Genomic DNA, 16,874 nt, shown 5'->3' with positions numbered 1-16,874 from the left:
TGGCCCTGGCAACGAACGTCCCAGGCCGTTTAGCGCCGTCCCTCGACAGCCAGGTGTGCCCGCTCAACGGCTGGACAGGTCGTATGGACCGCGAACGAAGCTGCATACGCGTGCGGAGGTCTGCGCAATGAAATCCAGAGCCCTGGAAAAGCTGGCTTGGCGATAGACGGCCGAATACACGAGCGCAGGCGGCATTGGATCGGTACGGACAATACGCAGCAGGCCGGCTTCGATGTCCGGCGCGAAGTAATCGACGGCCAGCTGACTGATGCCGAGCCCTTCGATGGCAAGCTCGCGCAGCACCGTCAGGCTATTTGTCGAGAACACCTTCTTGAAGCGGAAACCGTGCTCATGGAGCCACGCGCCGTAGAAAGCATTCTTGGCTGACCCCGCCGACTGCTCCAGCACAGGGTAGTCGGAAAATTCCGCGGGTTTCAGGGGGCGGTCGGGCAAGTCCAGCTTCGGGCTGGCCATCCACAAATCCTCCACCCGGCCCACCTCGACGCACTTGTAGGCGTCGCCCCAGAAGGTCCCGGGCAGGATGGCCAGATCGATCGTATTGGCCTCCAGCGCACCAAACAGGTTCATGCCCGCATCGACGACCAGCTCGACGTGCAATGCCGGATGCTGAGCCTTGAGTTCGCGCAGCAGCTTTGTCAGCCATGTCAGCGCCACGAGTTCGGTGACCCCGATGCGAAAGGTACCCTTGATATCGTCGTCCAGACCGATCTCGCTGGCAATTCGCCCTTTGAGGTGCATGGCCTCCTCCGCGAGCGGGAGCAGCCGTGTACCGGATTGCGTTGGGACCAGCCCCTTGGGCATGCGATGCACCAGCTGAACGCCTAGTGCCTGCTCGAGTTCGATTACCCGCTTCGAGACCGCGGACTGCGTCGTATTGAGTTTTGCCGCCGCCGAGGTGAACGATTCATGCGAGACGCTGAAATAGAAGGCTTCAAGCTGCTTTAAAGTCACATTCACATTGATCTACCCCGCTCCATCTGCTTTCCGCTCGCACCACGAAGCAGCACTATACGAAAAAATGGAATGGCTGGGGTGGCCGATTACTCGTTTGTGGCGTGCCGGACAAGGCTGGATACTTCTTTCAAGCCCAATCACCCCTAGCCGGACATCCATGCTGACACTCTCCGATCGCCTCAACCGCATCAAACCATCTCCGAGCTCGATGGCGGGCCAACGGGTCAGGGAACTCCGGTCTGCCGGCCGCGATGTCATCGGCCTGACGGCCGGCGAGCCAGACTTCGCCACGCCGGCTCATATCCGCGAGGCGGCATGGCAAGCCATGAACACCGGCAAGACGGGATATACCGATGTCGGCGGCACGGTGCCATTGCGCGAGGCCGTGGCACGCAAGTTCGCGCGCGAAAACAATCTGCACTACCAGCAGAATGAAATCATCGTCAGCACCGGCGCCAAGCAGGTGATCTTCAACGCCATCCTTTGCACGATCCAGCGCGGCGATGAGGTCATCGTGCCCGCGCCGTACTGGGTGTCGTACCCGGACATCACGATGTTTGCCGGTGGCACGCCCGTGTACGCGGCCTGCGAGCCGGAGCACGATTTCAAGCTGATGCCTGAAGAACTTGAGCGCGCCATCACACCGCGTACGCGCTGGCTTATCCTGAATTCGCCGAACAATCCTAGCGGCGCCGCCTATACCCGCGACGAACTGGTCGCGCTGGCAGAGGTGCTCGAGCGCCACCCCCATGTCTGGATCATGACCGACGACATCTACGAGCACCTGATGTACAACGGCACCGGATTCGTATCCATGGCGCAGGCGGCGCCGCAGCTCGCCGACCGGACGCTGACCATCAACGGCGTATCCAAGGCCTATGCCATGACAGGATGGCGCATCGGATACGCAGGCGGGCCGGCCGCGCTGATCAAGGCCATGGTCAAGCTGCAATCGCAGAGTACTTCCGGCGCCAACGCCATTGCGCAGGCCGCGGCTCTCGCGGCACTCGACGGCCCGCAAGACTTCATCGCTGCGAACCGCGAGGTTTATCGGCAGCGTCGGGATTTCCTGGTCGATGCCCTCGACAAGATCGACGGCATCGAATGCAAAGCGCCCGCCGGGGCCTTCTACCTCTTTGCATCGTGCCACCAGCTCTTTGGCTCCCGCACACCCGATGGCCGCGAGATTCGCACCAGCGATGACTGGACCGCATGGGCGCTGGAGTCGGCCAACATCGCCATGCTGCAGGGCTCCGCATACGGCGTCGACACCCATTTCAGGCTCTCCTTCGCAACAAGCATGGACGTGCTTGCCGAAGGAGCGCGACGTATCGCGGCCGCGGCCCAGGCGTTGATCCGGCCATAGCCCGACACCGTATTCCCAGAGATCCGATACGGATCCACATTGTCCTTGCCTACCACTACCACACGCCCTCATCCATCATGCGTAGCCTGCCAAAGCGTTCGCTCCCTTCGCGCTTCCTTCAAGTTCTTGCTGCCGGCCTGACGCTGGCGGCTTGTCTGCCCGCACACGCCGAGGAGGCCTATCCGTCCCGGCCGGTCCGGATTCTCGTCGGTTTCTCGCCGGGCGGCTCCAACGACATCGTGGCCCGCATCATCGCCCCGAAACTGGCCGACGCGCTGGGCAAGCAGGTCCTGATCGACAACCGGCCCGGCGCCGGCGGGAACATCGCCGCGGACGTCATGCTCAAGGCACCCGCCGATGGCCATACGCTCATGATCTGCACCACGGGCATGCTGTCGATCCAGCCGTTGCTCCAGAAGATGACGTACGACTCCCAGACCGACATCGTGCCGGTCTCGCTGATCGCCAATACGCCTTACGTCGCGCTGGTCAACGCGTCGCTGCCGATCCATAACGTCAAGGAACTGATTGCCTACGCCAAGGCCAATCCCGGCAAGCTCAACTACGCATCGTCCGGCAACGGCACTGCCGGGCACCTTGCCGGCGAGATGCTCAAGCTGCGGACCGGCATCGACATCGTGCACGTACCGTACAAAGGCACCGGCCAGGCCATGGCCGACCTGCTGGGCGGCCAGGTGTCGCTGATCTTCGACCAGCCGATCAGCTCGCTGCAATACGCGAAGTCCGGCAAGCTGCGCGTGCTCGGCGTTGCCGCCCTGCGCCGCCTCGACGGACTGCCCGACGTCCCGACCTTCGCAGAATCCGGTGTCAACGGCTTCGATCCCGTCGCATGGACCGGCCTATGCGCCGCCAAGGGTACGCCGGCGGCAATCGTTGCCCGTCTTCAGAAGGAGGTCCAGCAAGTGCTGCGCCAGCCCGACATCGCGCAGCGGCTGAAACAGGACGGCATGGAAGTCGTAGGCAGCTCTCCCGAGAAGTTCCGCGAATTCCTCGTGACGGACAAGCGCAAGTGGTCGGATGTCATCAAGGCAGCCAACGTGACAATGAACTGAAGGGAAGAAGATCATGGCAAACGAACATGCACAACGCGCTATCGAACAGGATTTCAAGCGCGTATCACCTGAGCTGATTGCACGCGCATCGCAATTTCCATCGTCGATCCTGGCCGACGTCGCCGGCCGCCGCGGCGGCATGCACGGACGGATAACCGCAATGGATCACCGCAGCCGCTTCTGTGGGCCGGCGCTCACCGTCGAAGTCCGGCCCGGTGACAATCTGATGATCCATGCCGCAATGGCGATCGCGCAGCCCGGTGATGTCATCGTCGTGGACGGCAAGGCAGACCAGTCCTGTGCACTGATGGGCGCAATCATGGCCAATCAGTGCAAGGCCATCGGCGTCGCGGCGGCCGTGCTGGACGCCGCAGCCCGTGATCGTGATGAAATCTGCGAACTGGGCTTTCCGATGTATTCGGTCGGCACCAATCCGAACGGCCCGACCAAGCTGGTGCCCGGCCGCGTCAATCGCCCGATCCAGTGCGGCGGCGTGGCCGTCCAGCCAGGCGATCTCGTCGTCGGAGATGCCGACGGCATTGTCGTGATCGAGCGCGACATGGTCGCCACGGTGCTGGACAAGGCCGCCGAGAAGGTGGCTGCGGAACGCGCCCGCATCGACAACATCCGCTCGGGAAAATCGATCCGACCGTCCTGGCTGGAAGCCGCACTCATCGCCGCAGGTATCCTGAAACAGGGAGAGGCGCTTTAATCGCTGCCGGCGCGAACGAGCAGATGAAATCCAGCAAAGGGGCCAACGCCGTCGTTGTGTTGGCCCTCGAAAACATTCGATACCCGACCCGCGAGCAAATCGGTCATCGCCTGGCCGGCATGATTTCTGTTCCAAGCAGTAGAACAGAACGGCACGTCGCCAGCGCCGCCCGTCACCCCGATTTAAGGCGATAGCCAGACGATGGCGTGCAAACCTGGATTGCGGAAGTTGCCACGCGAGTTAGCGTGGCCTCGCCTGGCGGCGTCCTTGACTACGCCTCCGGAATCAGGAACTTGTCACGGTTCTTGCCTAGCCAGGCTGGTGCACGACCGCGACCCGTCCAGGTAGCGCCGGTCTTCGGGTCCTGGTATTTAGGCGGCAGCGAAACCTTGATCTTTTCTGCAGGCGCCACGCTCGAGGCAGGACGGCCGCGACGTCGTTTTGGCGCGAGGTCTTCGGCGGTCAATTCGTACTGGGCCATCAAGGTCTGAATCTGCTCGATAACATCGGCAACTTCAGTGGCACGCACTTCCACAAGTTGTGCTTCGAGCTTTTCCTTCTCTGCCAGCAACTGCTTGTATGTGGCCATCGCCTTTCTCCAATTGGTTCCAATTCTCGGAATCGTACATTAATTATCACGATGGAGCATGTCTAGATCGTACTTTTTCCCGCACCATTGAATAATGGAAATGGATTTCTTCCTTCAGCTTGCTAGTCAGCATGTCGATCCACCTGGTGCAATCGCCCGGTCGGATATGGCCGCGGCACAAGGTGCAATTTGCATGCGTGGCTGAATTGCCAATTTGAATTGAGCACGTTGTCAGCCGCCGAGTTGGTGCGCCTTGAGGCGAAGGCAACATCACCGGGCGACGACATTCTCGCGGCGAGGCTGAATGCCGCGGTGATCGGCTTGGGATCTGGTTGGGATCGGCCAGACCCGACCGCTGCGAGAAACCCGCAGTACGCGAGTTCTGGCCGATGCGTGCCTCCCAGATATTCTCAAGGCAACCCAGTCCGAACCGTTGGACCTCGGCGGCAGAGAGGGGCGGCATCACCAAACGCGTGGGCCTGCTACAATCGGCACACTTTTTTTATGGCTGGGCACGATGGGTTTCGAACAACTGGCGGCACTGAAAGAACAACTGGCGAAGCAGGCGAAGTCCGCGCCGCAGGCCAAGGCACCACGCGTACGCCCCGCCGTGCCGGTCAAGCGATCCAAAGCTGTGGTTCCCGCGGATCGATCCAAACCCGTGGATCCGGTATTGCAGGCCATCGCGAAGCTGCAAAAGCGCTTCCCGGCAGCGTTTCCGAAGAACCCCGCGCCCAAGGTGCCGTTGAAAGTTGGCCTCTTCGAGGACCTGACCAAGCACGCTGAGGAGCTCGCCCTGGCAGAGCCCGCATTGCTCGACGCGCTCCGGACCTGGTGCCGCGGCACCCGATACTGGACCTGCCTGGCGGAAGGAGCGCCGCGCGTGGATCTGTCGGGCCAGGAGGCGGGACAGGTATCGCAGGCCGATGCGAAATGGGCGCAGCAGCTGCAAGCCCGTCGCGCAATGCGACCGGCGCAACACCCAGCGAAAGCCGCCAAGGCCAACTGAACGGCCAGCAAACAACCGCCGCGGGCGTGCCGGGTTCGCGCATGACCGCAAAAGAGCACCGGGAGTCGCCCGCATCCATGTGGGCGTCAGCCTCCCACGCTGCGTGCCGGGAGGCTTTGCCCGCATGGGTGGCATGCCTGCTCGAGCGTGGGGAAACTGCGCCTTCGGGACGACGAGCTTCGTCAAACTCGTACCGTCCGGCGCACCCAAAGCCACGCGCTCCAGATTCGCCCCCTCTACCGTTCTCCGCCTGGACAGGTTCTCCGCCTGGACAGCACGCCGACGGATGCACGCAATGCCTGGTGGCTTGGCCAATTGGCAACCTCGGCAACCCTCGGTAGCCCTCGGTCCTCCTGGCAGGCCACGACATCGTCACAGATGGACGAGAACAGGCGATTAATTGCGTTTTACTCCGCCCACCGACGTCTGGGCACTGAACTCACTCGCTGCCAGCGGCAGTACGGTTTCGCAGTCCGACTCCCTCCGAGAAGAGTGCGGCAAAAATGTGGCGCTTACGATAATCAGAAAAATGCGGAATTTTTAAACGTCCGCGAGCCGGATTAAACGAGCGGTGCGTGCCTTGACGACAGAATGAATGGGATAGTGGCTCACAGAGCACTACAACATCACTCCCGTACAAGACTTCCAGATCACTAGCGAGATCGGCCCCGTTCATCGCTCCGTCGGCAACGACAAAGGCCGCAAGAGATCTACCCGGCCGCCATACCGCGGTTTCGGCCTGGGGCAGACATATTGGGGATTAATTGCATTTCTCTTGCCGCAAGGATTCTGTCGCAGTCAGGACGCAGGTAAAGATGGACGCCGCAGAAACAGTTGACCCGGTATCCGGCGGGCGATTTCTGCAAACGGACTAGTTGCCCGAGGTAGGTCAGAAGCCGAAGCGCAACTATGCTCTCATAGCATGGCGGCCAAAGCCGCCGGGTCTGGGAGGAAGATATGCGCTTCGCGGCATTCCATGCATCGTACTTGTCGATGCTTCTGCTAGCTGGCTGCGGTGCCCGCGAGCAGTCGGCCGCCCCCGGGGGCGGCAAAGTTGCGGCATCGGGAAGCAGCGAAGCGGCCGTAACCACCGGACCGCAAGAAGCCCTCGAGAGGCCTGCGCCCGCAGGGCCTGGGCGATACGAGATCGCCATTAGTCCCCAGGGCCATGCGAGCCCCCTTCTCCTCGACACGCAAACGGGTCGGATCTGGCAATTGAGGGAGTTCTCAGGCCTGGAAGGCAAGCCAACGGCATGGCAGGAGATGACGATCATCGATGACAAGGCCGGGATGGGAATCACGACTGCCCAATTCCAGAAACTCTATCCCCCTCGCAATACCGCGCCGCCAAGAGAGATTGGCAGACACAAGAGATAAATATCGGCGCAGGCAACGGAACTGGCCACGCGAAACGCAATCACCAGTGACCGGCTATCCCGCCGGATTGCCTGGGGAAGAGCGCCGCGGGTGCATCGGTTGTCGGGCTGGTTTTTTTATAGCACCGGTCTCGCATTCCCTATCGCGTTTGTGCGCCGGGGGACGGTTGCGCCTATATTGGGAACATCCGCGTACGCGGTCGGGCGACGATTTTCCAGTCATTTCGCAATGGGGGTGTCGAGATGAAGATGAAACTGCTGGCCGCCGTCGGCGCTGCCATGGCAGCTACCGGTGCATACGCGCAGTCGACCGTAACGCTGTACGGCATCGTTGACGCGGGGATCGAGTACCAGAACAACCAGCCTGGGGGCAGCCACAGCGTCACCCGAATTACCTCCGGGAATATGTCCGGCAGCCGCTGGGGCTTGCGTGGCGTGGAGGACCTGGGTGGCGGACTGAAAGGGGTCTTCGTGCTGGAAAGCGGCTTCACGGTGGATGACGGCAAGTCGGCCCAGGGCGGGCGCTTGTTCGGCCGCCAGGCCTACGTCGGTGTGCAAAGCCCCTATGGCGGCGTGACCCTGGGCCGCCAACAGACGCCACTCTATGAATTCGGCCTGAAATATGACCCGATGGGCATCTCGACGAACTATTCGATCATTGCGCAGGATGCCAGCCTTACCAGTCCAACCCCGGCCTGGCGGCCTCCGGCGCCCTCAAGGATGCCAAGATCCGGCGCGCCACCGTGGCAAGCACCTACTCGTTCGGACCGGCCAAGATGTACGCAGGCTATCGCTGGGCCAAGGCGCTCGATGGCGCCACGCTGCCGGGCAACCTGGGAGCCAACAACCTTTCCAACCTGTACTGGCTGGGCCTGGGTTACAACCTGACGCCGGCATTCTCGCTGACCGGCGCAGCCTACTACCAGGACTTCAAGGGTACCGGTGCCGATCCGTGGCTGTTCGTCGCATCGGCTGACTACACCCTGTCGAAACGCACCGACGCTTATCTGAACCTGGCCTATGCGAAGAACAAGGACGGCTCCAATCTAGGCGTGACCTCGGGCGGTGCCGGTGCGATCGGGGGCACCGGCTTCGGTACGGTCAATGGCAGCGAGAACCAGTTCGGCGCGGTCCTCGGTATCCGGCACAGGTTCTGACTCGACGCGGTTGCAGACGAGCACGGGCGGCCGCGCGCCGCCCGGCCGCCCGGCCGCCCGGCGCCTGCCCTTCTTCCCCTTCCCGTGCCGGGCTGCCTGCCTGGGTGAGGCGTGAAGCGGATTCGGACAAAGGCAAAAGAAAAGGCGCCTCAAACTTCGAAGCGCCTGCGGGAGCCCGCCATCTTGCTGCATCGGACATCGACTGCCCAGGATCGCAATCGGACCCTGACAGGTTCAGCGAGCAGCGGGTACCGTCCGCGATACCCCGTTCAAGCCTGGCGACTCATCGCCAGATCGCGCGCACGACAGGGCGTGGCCATGAACCGGACGAATTCACTATGTCCCCTGCTGCTGGCGCGGCCAACCTCGCACCTTCCTGCGTCACGGTGACGCTGGCCGGCCGCTTCGGCGGCTCAGTGCGTTTCCTAAGTATAGGAGACAGCCTTCTCGCGATAAGCCTCGGGCCGGATGAATCCGTGCCGGATTCATCACGCGCAGCGGCACGCAAGAGCCCGCAATCTGCCAAGGTATGGAAGYCTCTGCGCTACCCGCTGAAAGCGATACCGAGATACCGGCACTGCGCGGTTTCCGTCACCTCCCTGCCGATCTATGCTTGTTTTAGAACATCAATGCGCACCCTGATGAATTGCGCAATCTACAGGCGGGAATCCATGAACGACGACCAGTCCTTATCGCGGCAGCAGGCCGAGACGCGCGAACCCGTCCTGGACGTTGTCGACCGCGTCTCGGAAATGTGCTTCGGCCTGTTCATGGCGCTGACCTTCGTCGGCGCGGTATCGACAACCACCGCGGGGCAGGACGCGGGCCAGACCATGCTGCGCACAGCCCTGGGCTGCAACCTGGCGTGGGGACTGGTCGACGCCGTCATGTTCCTGGTGCGCACGCTCGTCAACCGCGGCAGGCGCCTCGGACTCGTGCTGGCAGTGAGGCACGCACCGGATCCCGTACAGGGGGTGCAGGTCATCCGCAACACGTTGCCGAAGTTGATGAAGACGCTGGTTGCCGACGCGGAACTGGAGGCCATCCGGTCCCGCCTTGTCGCATCCGCAACGGTGCCCAACCGCCCCGCCCTTGATGCGCAAGACCTGCTCGGCGCGGTGCGCATCTTCTGCATCGTCGTGCTTTCCACGTTTCCGGTTGCCCTGCCGTTCGTGCTGCTGGACGACGTCGCGCAGGCCTTGATCCTCTCGCGCTTGCTGACGCTGGTCATGCTCTTCGGCGGCGGCGCGGCCCTCGGGCATTACGCGCGATTCGGCGCCCTGCGCACCGGCCTCGGCATGATGGCGCTCGGCGTGGCGCTGACCATGGCCATCATCGCGCTGGGTGGATGAGATGCGCGCACTGGCGATTGCCCTGGGCTTCGCCGCGTTGGTCCAGTACCGTTCAAGGCGGCGTCAGGCCGCATCCCGGCGCCACTATTGGCGAGCCTTTTGCATTGCCTTGCTGCGCTGCTCCTGAGCTTCCAGGAGCAGCCGGTAGGCCGCGTAGTACTTGTATATGTTCCGCACATAGGTGGTGGTTTCCAGCCCGATCTGTTCCGCCACCACGATCTCGACATTGTTGAACCACTTGTTCGGGTCCAGGCCCCGCTCTTCGGCGGCCTTGCGCATTTTCGCAATATTGCCAGGGCCGGCATTGTAGCTGGCGAAGGCAAATAACGGACGGTTGTTCTCGGTAAACCTGGCATCCGGGAAGTACCGCGTCATCAGTTGGTCCATGTACTTCGTACCGGCATGGATATTCGACTCGACGGTCCTGATGTCGCCCACGTTCAGGCTCTTGCCCGTGGATGGCATGATCTGCATGACGCCGATCGCGCCCACGCGACTGTGCGCTTCCTGGTTCAACTGCGACTCCTGAAAGCCCTGCGCCGCAAGCATCAACGGATCGAAGTCATATTGCTTGCCGTATTTTTCAAACAGGGCAAGCGCTTGCTGGAAGCGCTTGAGCTCGGCGGCCTCGGTGTTATTGGCAATCTGCTTGACCCGTTTCATGGCTTGTTTCAGCCGATAGTCGACCACCCCTTGCTTCTTCGCGTATTGAAGATAGAAGTCGCTGGCGACCTGCTGCAATTGCGGACTGTTCTTGCGCATAGCCCAGCCGATCACGGCATCGGAACGAACCGCGATGTCGTTGTGCACTTTCACCTTCGGCAGGATTTGCGCCCACATCGCGGCCTTCCAGTCATCCACGACCGCAATCTGGAGCAGGCCGGCATTGAGCATCTCGAGAACATCCTCATCCTCAAGCGCGTCGGGCAGCAGCGTCAGCTTGATGGGTGGCTTGCCCGCATCGCGCAGGCGTTTGTCGAGCGCGGTGAGGCTTTCGTAGTAACTGGACGCGCGCCGCACGTGGACAGTCTTGCCGGCAAGGTCCTCCAGCGTGGCAATCTGAGGCGACTTCGGTCCGGTCACGACCAGTTCGCGAACCGGCTTGCGGTCCCGTGGCGCAAAAAAATCCGCTTGCTTGAGCCGCTCGTCCGTCACGGTCAGGTTGCCCGCGGCGATGTCGCCAAGCCCCTGCGCCAGGCCGGGCAGCAAGCGATCCCGCGTGGTCGGAATGATGAAGATGGTGAGGGGACGTTTGCCCAGCCGGTCAGCGTAGGTCTTGTTCAGGTAGCGCTCGAAGTCGCGCATCAGTTCCGCGGTCAGGCCGCGTTCGCTACCTTTGTCGTTGAAATAGAGTGTGCGGCTATAGGGAACGAGGACGCGAATCATGCGCCGCTCAAGCATGGCGTCGAAGTCACCTTGCCACGGCTTGACCGCCAGGTTGAGCTGGCGGGCAGGTGCGGACGCAGCCGGCGCGGAGGCGCTTGCTGCCGGCACGGATGCGCTTGCGGCCGGCGGTCGCTGGTCAACTCCCTGCGCCCCCTGTGCGGCAAAGACAGCCAGGCAAAGTAGTCCAGCCAGCCAATGGAACAATGTGGACGGGCGCATGACGAGATCCTCCGCGCGCATCGGCGCAACGCCCCGGCTGGAAAATTTCGAGTGCTTTGCTCAATACACGGCAGCGCTCGCGATGCAATGCCAGATGCAAAGCGGCAACGCTGGACCTGTCATGCCAGCGTACCCGTGCTGCGGACAAAAGCGAAAGGTAGGCTGCCATTCGCCTCTGGGGCGACATCTAAAGTCTAGTGCATCGTACTTCGGCAAGAAGGCCGCAAATGCACCTGACGTGGCGAATCAGCCGGGCCGCGCCGCCCCCCGCAGCGCCTTGAAATACCATCCCCCCGGGACTTGAGGCGATGACAGCATCATCAACCCCGGCGGCTTCATGCCGGCGTCCGTCGCCTGGACGACCATGACGTTGCGCGCGCCATCCACCAGCCGAGGCAAGCCTGATGGAACGCAATCGCAATACCGCGAACGTCTTCCACGGTCGTCCAGCACTGTCCACCTTGGCGGCGGCATGAACTGTATCTGTGCGTTGCCTTGGGCTAAAGGTACAGTCCGTAATCGATCGGATTTGGCATATGGGCGCCGGCGGCAGTATCGGCTTGCTCCGTGATGAATTCTGATGTCCGCCGACGCCACAAGCACCTCGACCCAGGAGCAACCTTTAAGCGCGTCTCCTGCATTGACGACTCATGCTGTGTGAGGCCTTGCAAAGGACCTGCACGTATTTCCCCCGTCATCTCGCCACAGGGTTCCGGACAGGTATCCGCCAATGTCGGTAGTGGCTCTGCGCTCTTCTCGCACTGTCCGGATTGACTCGATCACCAGTGCGACGGCGCCCGCTGCCCTGGCGCGATAGTTGTCGCCCGGGTAGTCGTCCCACGGATGATCTCGGACGGCGCCAACCGGAATCCTCGCGATGTGCGGCGCCCAGGCAAGTATCCGGAGACGATCCCCCATGGAAATCACAATAGCTCGCTGTCAGTTTCAGGTCCGTCCTGTTCATGACATTTAAACGGGCCTGAAAGAAAGTGCAGAATGAAGATAAAACGCCAGGCAATTGACTTAGATACAATTTTGCCGCCGTTTCCGCGCTCCGAACAATGGCTGATGGAAGTGGCTGATGGGAAGACAACGCTAGCGTTCGATGATTGGTTTGTGATCAAGCTGGCTTCGGCAGAGGGCGAAGAAACCGGTACTGCGACGGACGTTGCCTGTGGTCGCACCATGACGTTCCACCAGGGCCCCGTCGAGTTTGAATTAACCCACGGTGCCTGCTACACGGCAACCCATCCGCAAAAGGGTGTTCGCCACTTCAAGTGCATCCTTGACGGCCACTACCCGATGATTTCGTTCTACCGCCCGGGTACCGCGCTTCGTTTCCCATGGATCACCATGGCGCGAGTCTTCGTGGCCGATGAGCTACGTTCATTGAAGCGAGCACCAGTTCCTGCATGGCCTTCGCAATACACGTAAGACAGGCTCCGGGCAGCCGTTTGCCACGCAGCATTACGCCAAGAGGCATTGGCGGAGCACACCAGCCAGTTGCCGCCGCATTTACCTAGCCAGGGCTGCGACCCTGGCGCTGACCTCGCTCAACGCCGATTGGAACAGTTGATGGCGATGCGACGAGCGCCGTTAGAAGAACTGGCGAAGCCTGGGTGTTCCCCGCGCACTTGGCGCATAGGCATCGCCGGGCCCGGAACTGTGATGTCGGAGTCGGCGGGGCACTGTATCCTCCGCCGCCCGTGCCCCTCTCCTACCATGGCTTCCATGGTTCACCGACATCGGTCTCCGGATTGCCGGCAACGACGACATGGACCATCTCAAGTGTTTTCCAACCGACTTATAGAGAGAGATCCATCATGCAAAGCCGTTCCGTCGCCACCGTCCTGCAAGCCCTGATCCTCGCAGCGAGCGCCGTCACTGCACTGCACGTGCAGACTGCCAGCGCCAGCACCGTGAACGAAGCGCGCAATGTGTACACCGATGGCGCACGCGGCGTACAGGAACCGCGCAGCGTCTACACCGACGGTGCCCGCGGCGCGCTCGAATCGCGTTCGCCCTACACCGACGGCGCAGACAGCAAGGGCGCTTCATTCACGCTGGCCGGCATGGATCGCACCGGCGTGTCCGCGCCCCCCGATGGCGCCGCCTGATGTTGCGCGCCCATCGGCAACCGCGGCCCGGCATCCCAATGGAAATCAGCGTTGGGCGACAAGACGGCGGTTGAAACCTGTCCAATCAAGGTTGAGGACCAACTCCTTGGCGCCAGAGTCGGGATCGTCGACATCAAAGTAGCGGATGGAAGAGGAATCTACCTGTGGGGCGCCGTCCCGATATGCGATGAATAGCCGGAAGATGGCGGCCAGCTTGCCATAGCGTAGAAACGCCTTGACGAGCTCGCGGAAAAACTCGACATCGGTTTCCGGGAGGACGGCGAGGGCCGACTCGAGCCGCGTGACATGTGGGTTACGCTGGTGGGCGAATCCGAAAGACGCAGAAGTGGCCGGCGCGAGCACGTAATAGCACAAGCCTTCGCCGTAAGGCTTGGGGAACGGGAACCGAATCGTGAAATTGCCTGCGTTGGTATAGGTGGGCCGCGTCTGCATCTGCTTGTGTTGGGCTGGCAAGATATTTGAGATGATCCTCATCCGCGTGGTCTGCACGGGACAGGGCTGCTCTCATTTGTTGTGACGTCGCAGATCGAGGAGTGCGCAGCTGGGCCAGCCTGCCTGTAGTACGCGGAACATCGCGATGAAATACCGATAAATGATTGCCTTACGGCGCTTATGCCAAAACCTTGGGTCACAGGCAGCCCCCACCGAGACCGCGTATTTAATCTGGTTGTATCAAGTTCGCGTGCTTTAGCGATATTGGGTGAATCACGATGAGCGCAGACGTCGGCTATCCGCCTTTGGCGTGATTGCGCTTCCTCACCCTATCGGCAACAGATCATCATGCGATAACCCCTCGAAGTGGGGGGGTGCGCTTCAAGGAGCGAGTATGGTATCGGCGCACCGTCCGTTGCACGGTACCGCGTACGATCAAGATGGCCGTGGGTCCCGTCCGTGCCAGCCTCAGCCTTCACCCAGAAGCCGTACCGCAGGGTCGACAGGGCAAATCCTGACCACCTCCCCCGCGAATCAGTCCACGCGTCAATGTCCAATCCCGCGATGGCTGAACCCGATCAGACGACCCCGGCATTCACGAATGGCAGGAAACGTACCCGACTGGCCTCTTCGATTCCAACCATGACATTCCGATTAAAGTTTTCATGTGGCAAGCCGTTGACATTGGATATTCGATTCGCGTGGAATTAAATTGTCTTTCTCCTTCAATGATCACCCGGCTAGCCGTGCGCAGTCCTGTGAATTTCCAGGTTCCAGCACGAACGGAGAGTCGCCTGTCATTGAGTGGTTGCTTCATGACGATCAGGTGATGCGGGAATGCTTCCGACACGCCACCAGTATCTTGAAAGCGGTGACCGGCGCATCGATTGCTGCGATCTTGTTGCTGGACGCCGAGCATCAGCACTATCGCGCGGAGATCGGCCTGTCCGTTTTGCCAATACCTCGCAGGCAGTCGCTATGCAACTACGCCGTACAGAATGACGCGCTTTTTGTCGTCGAAGATGCCGGCGCGGACCCTCGCTTCGCCCACTGCGCACTCGTGCGGAACGCGCCTTTTGTACGGTTCTATGCGGCCATCCCGCTGCGGGGACCTGACGGCGAGATCGTGGGAGCCTTGTGTGCCATGGATGCGGCACCCGGCCGCATGACCGCCGCGCAAGCCGATGTCTTTCGCCATCTGCGCGCGATGATCGAGAACGATCTGAAGCTGCGAAGCGCGAATGCAACCGACCCGGGCACGCAATTGTTCAACCGGCGCTTCATGCTCGAAAGCATTCGCCGAAAGTGGGATGAGGCAGCAGACGGCGATGAGATGGGTGCAGTGATGGTCGATATCGACTGGTTCAAGCAATACAACGATACCTATGGGCATCAGGCTGGCGACGCGTGTCTGCGCCGGGTGGCTTCGGTCCTGCAGTCAATCGCTGATGAGCACCAGATGATTGCAGGGCGTCTGGGCGGTGAAGAGTTTGGGCTTCTGCTCTGCCGCCTGCCACCGCCGGCCCTGGAGGCGGCACTGGAAAAGCTGCGCGCCGGTGTAGCTCGCCTCGCGATTGCCCACCGCCGCTCCCCGGCCGGCGTGGTGACCGTCAGTGTCGGCGCGGCGGTGAGGCGCCGACTAGGCAGCACGGATTCCGCGCACCAGACAACGTTCGCGGCCGCCGATCGCGCGTTGTACAGAGCCAAGAACAACGGGCGCAATAGAGTCGTGATTCTCTAGCCAGTCCGAGGCGACCGCTCGACGCGCAACGCGAGGACGGCGTATTTGCGAGGTAGCTTCTGTCTATAATCACGCCTCGAATCGCCTGCAGATGGATTGCCATTCATGCCTGTCCCAGCCTCCGTCCCTGCCCTGCCCCTCGCCACGCTGCCGGCATCGCCGCTGGAACAACTCGCCCTGCCTCCCGCGCTATCGGGCGCCGACGGCAGCAACCGTGCCCGTGGCGGCGTCCCGCAGATCGCCGCGCAGGATGACGTGGCTGCCGTGGCTGCCTGGCTGGCGCGCTACAGCGGCACCCCCGCCACGCTGCAAAGCTACCGGCGCGAGGCCGAACGATTGCTGCTATGGGCAGTGATGCAGCATGGCAAGCCGCTGTCATCGCTGACGCATGAGGATCTGCTGGTGTACGAGCGCTTCCTGGCCGACCCGCAGCCGGCTGCTCGCTGGGTGATGACGTCGCGCAAGAAACTGGCGCGCGACGCGCCCGACTGGCGGCCTTTCGCCGGCGCGCTCTCCCCGGCCAGCGTGCGGCACGCGCTGGTGATCATCAACGCGCTGTTTGCCTGGCTGGTCGAAGCCGGCTACCTGGCCGGCAACCCGCTCTCGCTGGCACGCCGGCGGCGCGGCCATGCCAAGCCCCGGATCACGCGCTACCTGAGCCACGAACTGTGGCAAGCGGTAAAGGACACCATCGAAAGCATGCCGGCGCAAACCGAACGCGAGCGCCAGCACGCGGCGCGCTGCCGCTGGCTGCTGACGGTGCTGTACCTGGGGGGCCTGCGCGCGGCCGAGGTGGCCGACACTACCATGGGGGCGTTCTTCAGCAGGCGCGATGCGCACGGCGTCGAGCGCTGGTGGCTGGAAGTGACCGGCAAGGGCGGCAAGACGCGGCTGGTGCCTGCCACCGATGAGCTGATCGCGGAGCTGGCGCGCTACCGGCGCGCCTGCGGCCTGCCGCCCAGCCCGCTGCCAGGCGAGGCGCGGCCGCTTGTGCTGCCGGTGACCGGGCAGGCGCGCGCACCGCGCCCGCTATCGCGCGGCGCGCTGCACCTGGTGCTCAAGGAAGTGTTTGCACTGGCGGCGCAACGCCTGCGCACGCGCGGGCCCGAATGGGAAAGCCGCGCCGACCTGCTGGCCAGCGCCTCGGCGCACTGGCTGCGCCACACGGCTGGCTCGCATATGACCGATGGCCAGGTAGACCTGCGCTTCGTGCGCGACAACCTTGGCCATGCCTCGATCGCCACCACCAGCGGTTACCTGCATACCGAGGACGATGCGCGCCACCGCGCGACGGAGGCAGCCCACCGCATTGCGTGGACGGCGACGCCGCCGGATGCTTCGGACTAGGC

13 protein-coding genes and 1 pseudogene are annotated in these 16,874 nt (G+C 62.3%); 10 read left to right on the top strand and 4 right to left on the bottom strand.

The genetic code is table 11. The features are described 5' to 3' along the window. Positions 1–63: 63 nt before the first annotated feature. Positions 64–978: a LysR family transcriptional regulator gene (locus tag AC1DO7_RS15230; protein ID WP_441615653.1), complete on the bottom strand. Its 915-nt coding sequence runs from the start codon at positions 976–978 to the stop codon at positions 64–66. Between the two features lie 154 nt (positions 979–1,132). Between AC1DO7_RS15230 and AC1DO7_RS15225 the strand changes: the two genes are divergently transcribed. From AC1DO7_RS15225 to AC1DO7_RS15215, 3 genes are all read left to right on the top strand, one after another. Then, positions 1,133–2,341, top strand: coding sequence for a pyridoxal phosphate-dependent aminotransferase (locus tag AC1DO7_RS15225; RefSeq protein ID WP_441615746.1), 1,209 nt, complete (start codon positions 1,133–1,135; stop codon positions 2,339–2,341). A gap of 77 nt (positions 2,342–2,418) precedes the next feature. Further along, complete coding sequence (locus AC1DO7_RS15220) at positions 2,419–3,414, top strand: Bug family tripartite tricarboxylate transporter substrate binding protein (RefSeq protein ID WP_441615651.1); 996 nt, start codon at positions 2,419–2,421, stop codon at positions 3,412–3,414. A 13-nt stretch (positions 3,415–3,427) separates the two neighbouring features. Beyond that, on the top strand, positions 3,428–4,126 hold the full coding sequence (locus AC1DO7_RS15215) for an RraA family protein (RefSeq protein WP_441615649.1): 699 nt from the start codon (positions 3,428–3,430) through the stop codon (positions 4,124–4,126). 271 nt (positions 4,127–4,397) lie between these two features. Here AC1DO7_RS15215 and AC1DO7_RS15210 read toward each other — a convergent pair whose 3' ends face one another. Then, positions 4,398–4,715 carry an H-NS histone family protein gene (locus tag AC1DO7_RS15210; protein WP_441615647.1) on the bottom strand — a complete coding sequence of 106 codons (318 nt, stop codon included), beginning with the start codon at positions 4,713–4,715 and terminating at the stop codon, positions 4,398–4,400. Between the two features lie 517 nt (positions 4,716–5,232). On the opposite strand from AC1DO7_RS15210, the gene AC1DO7_RS15205 reads away from it, so the two are divergent. The 3 genes and pseudogenes from AC1DO7_RS15205 to AC1DO7_RS15195 all read left to right on the top strand — a co-directional run bounded on the left by AC1DO7_RS15205 (position 5,233) and on the right by AC1DO7_RS15195 (position 9,609). After that, positions 5,233–5,724, top strand: a complete 492-nt coding sequence (locus AC1DO7_RS15205) for a ProQ/FinO family protein (RefSeq protein WP_441615645.1) — start codon at positions 5,233–5,235, stop codon at positions 5,722–5,724. Between the two features lie 1,619 nt (positions 5,725–7,343). Then, positions 7,344–8,257: pseudogene (locus AC1DO7_RS15200) on the top strand (porin). 671 nt (positions 8,258–8,928) lie between these two features. Then, positions 8,929–9,609 carry a hypothetical protein gene (locus AC1DO7_RS15195; RefSeq protein ID WP_441615744.1) on the top strand — a complete coding sequence of 227 codons (681 nt, stop codon included), beginning with the start codon at positions 8,929–8,931 and terminating at the stop codon, positions 9,607–9,609. A gap of 84 nt (positions 9,610–9,693) precedes the next feature. Here AC1DO7_RS15195 and AC1DO7_RS15190 read toward each other — a convergent pair whose 3' ends face one another. Next, the gene (locus tag AC1DO7_RS15190) at positions 9,694–11,214 is read right to left on the bottom strand and encodes an MltF family protein (RefSeq protein ID WP_441615641.1); all 1,521 of its coding nucleotides are present in this window, start codon (positions 11,212–11,214) and stop codon (positions 9,694–9,696) included. A 996-nt stretch (positions 11,215–12,210) separates the two neighbouring features. On the opposite strand from AC1DO7_RS15190, the gene AC1DO7_RS15185 reads away from it, so the two are divergent. Both AC1DO7_RS15185 and AC1DO7_RS15180 read left to right on the top strand, forming a co-directional pair. Continuing rightward, entirely contained in the window at positions 12,211–12,648 is a 438-nt protein-coding gene (locus AC1DO7_RS15185) for a hypothetical protein (protein ID WP_441615639.1), read from the top strand. Between the two features lie 389 nt (positions 12,649–13,037). After that, positions 13,038–13,331: a hypothetical protein gene (locus tag AC1DO7_RS15180; RefSeq protein ID WP_441615637.1), complete on the top strand. Its 294-nt coding sequence runs from the start codon at positions 13,038–13,040 to the stop codon at positions 13,329–13,331. A gap of 45 nt (positions 13,332–13,376) precedes the next feature. Here the strand turns inward: AC1DO7_RS15180 and AC1DO7_RS15175 are convergent, their stop codons facing one another. Then, the gene (locus AC1DO7_RS15175; protein WP_441615635.1) at positions 13,377–13,826 is read right to left on the bottom strand and encodes a hypothetical protein; all 450 of its coding nucleotides are present in this window, start codon (positions 13,824–13,826) and stop codon (positions 13,377–13,379) included. A 670-nt stretch (positions 13,827–14,496) separates the two neighbouring features. Here AC1DO7_RS15175 and AC1DO7_RS15170 point away from each other — a divergent pair. Then, positions 14,497–15,525 (top strand): sensor domain-containing diguanylate cyclase, encoded by a 1,029-nt coding sequence (locus AC1DO7_RS15170; RefSeq protein ID WP_441615633.1) that lies wholly within the window; start codon positions 14,497–14,499, stop codon positions 15,523–15,525. Positions 15,526–15,630: 105 nt separating this feature from the next. Beyond that, complete coding sequence (locus AC1DO7_RS15165; protein ID WP_441615631.1) at positions 15,631–16,872, top strand: tyrosine-type recombinase/integrase; 1,242 nt, start codon at positions 15,631–15,633, stop codon at positions 16,870–16,872. Positions 16,873–16,874 lie beyond the last annotated feature (2 nt).

The organism is Cupriavidus sp. 05N40, from assembly GCF_056397305.1.
The sequence above is the reverse complement of the archived record's forward strand: the minus strand, read 5'-3'. Positions and strand labels throughout refer to the sequence as shown.